Here is a 7,567-nt window from a genome sequence, read left to right as displayed (position 1 = left end):
CAAATACGGCCTGGAAACGAATCTCTCCAGCGACCTGATGGCCATCGATATCAAGGAGGCTTTATACCATTTCGGCACGATTACAGGGCAGGTCACGAACGACGAATTGCTGGGTAACATATTTGCCAATTTCTGCATCGGAAAGTAATTTCCCCAATTGTCCCTAAATTACCCATTATAGTACCATAGCAACACAACCCCAAAACGAGCTTCCTCTGGTCCCTCTTTTGGGGTTTGTTATCTAATGTCCTCGCTTTCGGATCTTTTTTCCCTTCTTGACAGAAAATTAAGTTGTATCGGTATCGTTGCATAAAATAAATATTAACTAACTAATAAACAGTTGTTTAAAATATTTTTTTTATTAACTTTAAGGTATGAAAAAGCACTTCAAAATTATTATTGCCGGTGCGGGCGGCATTGCCGAAGCCGTTGGCTTGTTATTGATGGAATGGAGCGAGGTTACCCCCAGCCTTTTCATTGGCAACCGAACGCTTTCAAACGCTCAAAAATCGGCACTGTGGATTGAAGAAGGCAGCACCAAAAAGGGCGAAATAAAGGCCTTCCTTCTTCCCGAGAATGGCCTTACGGACGAGATGAGAGATCTGTTCTTCAAAGGAGATATCATTCTAGACTGTCTTCCCGGTAGTCAGGCACCCAAAATGGCCCAGTTTGCCAAGGATTTTGGGATGCATTACGCCAATCTGACCGAATATGTCGCCGAAACTGAAAAAATAATGGCAATGGCGTCTGACGCCAAAACCGGCTTCGTACTTCAAACCGGTCTGGCGCCCGGCTATATAGACTTGCTCGCCCACGGACTTTTTCGAGAATTTTGTGACGACTTTGATGTACACACAGTAGACAAACTGGAGTTTAAAGTGGGTGCTTTAACCAACCATGCCGTTGCACCGCATTATTACGGGTTCACATGGAGCCCTGTTGGTGTGGCCACGGAATACCTCAAAGATGCGATAGTGCTTCGCGATTATAAAAAAACAACCTTGCCCGCCTTGTCGGAAAGGACAACCATCATTATTGACGGCATTGCCTATGAGGAAGACCTTACCTCGGGAGGCGCAGCCGATTTGCCCGATGCACTGTCCGGAAAAGTACGTTCACTCGACTACAAGACCTTGCGCCATCCCGGGCACTATGCTTGGGTAGATGAGCAACTGGACGGATTGGGGAATCCAATTAACGCAATCGAGGATCTCCAAAAAAAAATGCAATCCGTAATACCACATACGGAAGACGACCAAATTGTATTGTATGCCGCAGTCGAGGGAAAAGACGCAACAGGGATTTTGCGCAGACGGGAAATTGCAAAACGTATACTTCCCCAACAAGTGGGAAATCACCATTTAAGAGCGATACAGACAACCACGGCGGCCCCATTGGCGCAAGCCGCCCAACTGCTGCTTGAAAACCCGCATAGTGGAGTGCTGTTGCAAAGCCAAATCGACCCTAAAACATTTTTAAATGGTGTTTACGTATCACGGGTTTACGGAACACACAAAACACAATAAAAGAAAGGCTCAAGACTAGACTAATCTCATTACATCTAACTAAAATAACGGCAATGAAAACCTGAGTCATGGAAAAATACACCGTTGTAATATATCCTTCAGGGCCTGTCATTTCCCTAATTAAGTCGATGAAACAAGCGCTGGCTAAAGAAGTGGGTTGGTTTCACAGTAAAAACTCGGTGGGTCACATCACTATCTGTTTATTCACGGCAACCGAGGAGACAATTAAATCCGTTAAAGAGATATTACGCAAAATTTGTAGTGATATCAACCCTGTTCTAGTCACCCTGAACGATTTTGGCGCTTATCCAAATGGCGCTTTTTATATAGCTCCTGATGCGATCTCTAAAAAAAGGTTGATACCTATAATGAAACAAGTCAACGAATCGCTGAATTTTATTCCCGATTTGCAAATAAATGAAAACCCGCATCTCACCATTGCCCGCAGATTACCCCCCCGTAAACTGGAACGGGCTAAGGTCCTATTTAAAATAATAGACATCAATTTTTCATGCGACAACATTGTTTTGCGGAAATTTGATGAAAATTCTAAACAGTATATTGTCACCGAAACCTTTACATTTGGAGGAAACTCAGTATCGGACGATAAGTAGCGTGCTTATTTTTTCAATTCCCTAAACTGAAATATTTTGAATTTATGTAAATAAAAAAATCTTCCTGTTTTTTATAAACAAGAAGATTTTTTTTACTTTCAAATAATCTGTCAATCATAAAAAGCCAAAAGCTTCTTTTGGTTCAACTACAATTTACTGATATAACTCCCGTAAGTATCCTTAAACTGATATCCATCGGCAATCCTATCCTTGCTCAGTTTTTTGTATTCTACCAAAGCCCAAAGAATAAATTCCTTCATGAAAAATCGGTCTTCTTTTTCTAAATTCGGTTGGTATTTCTTTATTAAAATTTCCAAAGGCACAATGGCTCCCAAAATCCTTTTGTACTCTTCATCGGGACAATCATCCAACAATTCAAAACCGCTTTCGGCAAAGAACCATTCGATCAGATCCGTATAAGGTGTTTTCTCATTTGGTTTTTCCAATTTTTCGATTTTAGGGAAATAGCCAGGGAAAAAAGTGTGAATTGCCGCTCCCAATAGGTTTTGGGCAACCGCAGCGGCTCCCTCCTGCTCTCCTTCATACACCAATTCCACTTTGCCCGTAATCGAAGGGATAATGCCCATAAAATCAGATAGTCGAACCGTAGTCTTATCGTCCCCGGATTTCAGTGCTCTTCTTTCGGCGGTGCTTAATAAATTCTCAAAAGCGGTAATGCTCAATCTTGCACTTACGCCACTTTTATTATCAATGTATTCGCTTTCACGAGCTTCAAAACTAATTTGTTCCAATAGATCCCTTGCCAATGAAGGCACGTGAACCATGTCGTTTTGTATTTGGTCCAGCTTGGCTTCTTGTTCAGTGATTGTTCTTGCAATTTTAATCGTTTCAGGATAGTGTGTCAATATTTGGGAACCTATACGGTCTTTAAGCGGCGTTACGATACTTCCTCGATTCGTATAATCCTCCGGGTTTGCGGTAAAAACAAACTGCATATCCAATGGCATCCGCAATTTAAAACCACGTATTTGAATATCCCCTTCCTGCAAAATATTAAACAAAGCCACCTGAATTCTGGCCTGCAAATCCGGTAGTTCATTAATCACAAAAATGCAACGGTTTGCTCTTGGAATCATCCCAAAATGTATCACGCGATCATCCGCATACGACAACTTTAAATTAGCGGCTTTTATCGGGTCAACATCACCTATCAAATCGGCAACGGTAACATCAGGTGTGGCCAGTTTTTCGGAGAAACGATCATTTCTGTGCAACCAGGAAATCGGGGTGTCATCACCCTTGATTTCAATAATATCTCTCGCATAACGAGAAATCGGATTAAATGGATCATCATGAATTTCGGAACCCGACACAAAAGGAATGTACTCGTCTAGTAATTCGACCATTTTACGCGCCAATCGCGTTTTGGCTTGGCCGCGAAGTCCCAATAAATTAATATTATGGCGGGACAATATGGCCCGTTCCATTTCTGGAATTACCGTATTCTCAAAACCATGAACGCCTTCAAAAACAGGTTTCCCTGATTTTATTCTATCTCGCAAATTGTTTCTTAATTCATCCTTGATACTTTTGCTTTCGTATCCAGATGCTTTTAATTCACCTAAAGTATTTATGTTTTCTGTTTTCATGTTTAGTATTTAAATATTGAATGATTAAATGATTAAAAATTCAATTTATTTTTTGTTTTCAACCTTATTCTATATCCCTTGTATCTTTTCTCTTCGAACCTACTTTATCCTTTTCTTCCTATTTGTTTCATAATCTTCAAAAATCATTTCGCCCAAGCCTTTGAGTCCTGTGTAGAATGCTTTCCCTTGATTGGCTTCGGTAAATCGATTGACAAATTGCTGCAAATAGGGATCATTGGCAATCATAAAGGTGGTGATCGGAATATGTAATTTTCGGGCCTGCTGCGCCTGACTGTAACATTTATCCACGATGTACTCGTCCAGACCATTGCTGTTCATATAATAGGAGCCGTCACGTTCGCGCACGCAACTAGGTTTCCCGTCGGTAATCATAAAAATTTGCTTGTTGGTATTCCGCTTTCTGCGCAGTAAATCCATCGCCAGCTGCAAACCCGCAACGGTATTGGTATGAAATGGACCGACTTTTAGATAAGGTAAATCTTTGATTGCGATGGTCCAGGCATCATTCCCAAACACCAAAATGTCTAAGGTATCTTTAGGATAGCGAGTTGTGATTAACTCTGCCAAAGCCATTGCTACTTTTTTGGCGGGCGTGATACGGTCTTCACCGTACAAAATCATACTGTGACTGATGTCAATCATCAGCACGGTGCTCATTTGTGACTTATATTGGGTTTCTTCCACCACCAAATCATTCTCGGTTAGCATGAAATCGCCCACCCCATTATTGATTTGGGCATTTCTCAAACTTTCCGTCAACGAAATTCGCTCTAAACCGTCCCCAAAATGAAATTCCCTGAATTCGCCGGTATGCTCATCGCCGTTTCCGGAATGTTTGATTTTGTGATTTCCGCTGCCGGAACGTTTTAAATTTCCGAAAATTTGGTCCAATGCCTGCTGCCTGATTGCACGTTCCGTTTTGGCGGTAATTCCAAATCCCGAGCTGCCGTCGTCCTTAAGTTCGTCTCGGATGTAGCCTTTTTTCTTTAAATCTTCAATAAAATCATCAATTGTATAGTGTTCATCGGTGAGTTTGTATTCCTTGTCCAATTCGCGCAGCCAATCGATGGCCTCGTCAAAATCCCCCGAAGTATGAGTGATTAATTCCTTAAAAACACCGAAGAGCTTCTCAAACGGAGACTGATAAGGCGCTTCATATTGCTTAAAATAAAACCCTTTTTTATTGTCCTTTTCCATAGACTTTAAAATTACATCATTTTAAAATGCACTTCCGTCAAACGATTACTAATTTTTAGTTAAAAACTATGGCTCTTTTTTTTAATAATTTGGGCGTGACCGCAAGGGTCGTGCTGTCCGCTCTCAATCCACGCAAAAAAGCGTGGGATTTCCACTTCCATCACTCACGCGACACTTTGGATTCAAAAGGAGTCTGTTTTTCGAAAAAACTAATAAAATTCACCGTCAACATAAAACCATTTCCCATCTTCCATCTTAAAAGTGGAGTGTTCATGGTGGATTTGCATCTGCATCTGGCAATCCAGATAAAAGGCCTTAAACTCGACTGTGTTATCCGTTGCCTGCAATACCTCTAGCTTTATCCATTGATTGCTTTGTGACCAATCAAGAATGTCTTTCTTATTATGCTGTTTCCGAGTTGAAATATGGGTTGTTGCCACTAGATAGTCCGCATTATGTGTGGCGTACGCAGAATAGCGGGAACGCATTAAAGCCGATGGCGTAGGTGCTTTTTGCGTTCCATCTATATATCGTTTGCAGCAATCATTAAAATTTATTTGAGATCCGCAAAAGCATTCTATTTGCTTCATTACATACTGCATTTAGATTTGCCCGTCAAGTGCAATTATAGATTGGTGCAGTTGATTCAATAGCACTTGATACTTACTTATCTCAATCAAGTCTTCGTCATCTTCGGAGTAGTCCAGCAATTCATCTAACACCTCGCTTACTTCGACCAATTTATTGTTGGCTTCCTTAGCGTTTCTATCGGCAATTAAATCAATGATTTCCTGAACACCTTTCTTCAGATCTGTATATTTATTTTTATCCATGGGATTTGTGTTTATTTTGTTCCTGACTCTTTCGTGTCGTTAAATTTCTTTACAATCTGTTTTAATTTTTCCTTACGGCTAATCTCCGCCTGTTTTACCTTGTCCTGGGCTTTATGTAACTTATCGTTGTGTTTTTTAATATTTTTTTCGTTGTTTCTGCTCATAATATTTGTGTTAAAGTGGAATTAACGCCTACTTTTATAGCGATAATAACAACTTGATAGATTATCTTTTTCCGCTTTTGATTCGACTCTCGTTAATTCTTCGTAAAGTTCGGCATTTTTACTGCAATAAAAAATTATTCCGAAATGAGAAAAAATGGATTAATCCATTTTCAAACGATAATTTGTTTTCCCTTTGTTTCCATTGAAATATACTTCTTCAACAACAAAAGCCGATTTCTCGACTGTTAGAAAGTAGTTGATAAAAAAAATTCTTAAGCATCTTTCCAAAACATTTTTTAGTTAATTTGCCTACGATTAAGATTACTTATTCATCGTATCATTCGGATATTAATCATTTCAGCTACCCAAAACGTCCAAATAAAATTAATGGAGTCTAAAAATAAATGGTCTAATTTAATCGGTTGGTTTTTAAAAAGGCCAAAAATTGCGGGGCTTTTAGTTTCACTAATCTTATGTATCGTCGTGTTCTATGTTGTTTCTCAACGCTATCAAATCGTGAAGGAAAACAAACAGAAAGAAATGGAGCATATCCTCGCGGGAGTCCAACAGAATATTGGGCAATCTTTAAAAAATTGCTATACTACAACGCTGACACTGGCCCTTCTTATTAACGATGATGATGCCGTACCCCAAAACTTTGACAAAATTGCGAACCAATTGTTGGCATCAAACAATAGTATAAATTCCGTTCAATTGGTACCTAATGGAATTATTAAGTACATCTATCCCCTCGAAGGGAATGAAGCCGCGATGGACTTAAATATCCTGAAGACAAAAAACCTCAGAAAAGAAGCCTTGCAATCCATAGCCAATAAAAAAATGTATTTTGCAGGCCCCTTTGAACTCATACAGGGTGGCAAAGGAATCGTAGGAAGGTTCCCTGTTTATAATGGAAATAGATTTTGGGGGTTTTCGGCCGTCGTTATAAGGTTGGAAACTTTACTAAATAATTCCGGTATTAATGCCATCGATAAATCAAAATACTATTTTCAGCTCTCTAAAATCAATCCAAACACTTTAGAGGATGAGTTTTTCTTGCCCATGGTCGGAGACTTTTCCACAAAAAATTATGTTTCAAAAACGATACCCGATGGAAACTGGAAAATATATTTGATCGCAAAAAACCCAAATGATGTATATGCTCAACTCATTGTTCCTACTGTTTTAGGATTTATTTTAGCCTTGTTTTTTGGTATTTTGATTCTTCTAATCATAAGAAAACCAGCCGAATTACAAATTTTAGTGGATCAGCAGGCCACTAAGTTGTTTGATAGTGAAATAAAATTTAAGACCATCTTTGATCAAGCCTCTGTGGGTATTGCGCGTGTTGATTCATATACGGGCAATTTTATGGAGGTTAACAAAAAACACCGCGATTTGTTGGGATATACTTTGTCGGAAATTACAAAACTAAATTTTCAATTCATCACCCATCCTGAAGATCTCGAAGAAGATTTATCTAATTTAGAAAAGCTGAGACAAGGAGAAATTCGAGAGTATTCGATGGAAAAAAGATATATCACGAAATTGGGGGACTTGATTTGGGTGAATCTAACCGTTTCACCAATGTGGGAAATAAAT

At 39.4% G+C, this 7,567-nt stretch carries 8 protein-coding genes and 1 pseudogene; 4 read left to right on the top strand and 5 right to left on the bottom strand.

The window, feature by feature from the left end; genetic code table 11:
* The 3 genes and pseudogenes from VIH09_RS05360 to VIH09_RS05350 form a co-directional block, all read left to right on the top strand.
* Positions 1–148 (top strand): annotated as a pseudogene (locus VIH09_RS05360) (tRNA uridine-5-carboxymethylaminomethyl(34) synthesis GTPase MnmE); the annotation flags it as partial.
* A 226-nt stretch (positions 149–374) separates the two neighbouring features.
* Positions 375–1,526: a saccharopine dehydrogenase family protein gene (locus VIH09_RS05355; protein WP_331578644.1), complete on the top strand. Its 1,152-nt coding sequence runs from the start codon at positions 375–377 to the stop codon at positions 1,524–1,526.
* 68 nt (positions 1,527–1,594) lie between these two features.
* Positions 1,595–2,140 carry a 2'-5' RNA ligase family protein gene (locus VIH09_RS05350; RefSeq protein WP_331578642.1) on the top strand — a complete coding sequence of 182 codons (546 nt, stop codon included), beginning with the start codon at positions 1,595–1,597 and terminating at the stop codon, positions 2,138–2,140.
* 146 nt (positions 2,141–2,286) lie between these two features.
* Here VIH09_RS05350 and VIH09_RS05345 read toward each other — a convergent pair whose 3' ends face one another.
* The 5 genes from VIH09_RS05345 to VIH09_RS05325 form a co-directional block, all read right to left on the bottom strand.
* On the bottom strand, positions 2,287–3,750 hold the full coding sequence (locus VIH09_RS05345; protein WP_331578640.1) for a magnesium chelatase: 1,464 nt from the start codon (positions 3,748–3,750) through the stop codon (positions 2,287–2,289).
* 99 nt (positions 3,751–3,849) lie between these two features.
* Positions 3,850–4,968, bottom strand: a complete 1,119-nt coding sequence (locus tag VIH09_RS05340; protein ID WP_331578638.1) for a vWA domain-containing protein — start codon at positions 4,966–4,968, stop codon at positions 3,850–3,852.
* A 209-nt stretch (positions 4,969–5,177) separates the two neighbouring features.
* On the bottom strand, positions 5,178–5,558 hold the full coding sequence (locus tag VIH09_RS05335; RefSeq protein ID WP_331578636.1) for a YchJ family protein: 381 nt from the start codon (positions 5,556–5,558) through the stop codon (positions 5,178–5,180).
* A 12-nt stretch (positions 5,559–5,570) separates the two neighbouring features.
* On the bottom strand, positions 5,571–5,801 hold the full coding sequence (locus VIH09_RS05330) for a hypothetical protein (RefSeq protein ID WP_331578634.1): 231 nt from the start codon (positions 5,799–5,801) through the stop codon (positions 5,571–5,573).
* 11 nt (positions 5,802–5,812) lie between these two features.
* Positions 5,813–5,965 (bottom strand): hypothetical protein, encoded by a 153-nt coding sequence (locus tag VIH09_RS05325; protein WP_331578632.1) that lies wholly within the window; start codon positions 5,963–5,965, stop codon positions 5,813–5,815.
* 387 nt (positions 5,966–6,352) lie between these two features.
* Between VIH09_RS05325 and VIH09_RS05320 the strand changes: the two genes are divergently transcribed.
* Positions 6,353–7,567, top strand: a 1,215-nt coding sequence (locus tag VIH09_RS05320; protein ID WP_331578630.1) for a PAS domain S-box protein, incomplete at its 3' end; no start/stop codon positions are given.

The organism is Flavobacterium sp. (assembly GCF_036515215.1).
In the GTDB taxonomy this organism is placed as follows: domain Bacteria; phylum Bacteroidota; class Bacteroidia; order Flavobacteriales; family Flavobacteriaceae; genus Flavobacterium.
Note: the sequence above shows the minus strand (reverse complement) of the source record. Positions and strands in the feature narration are given on the sequence as shown.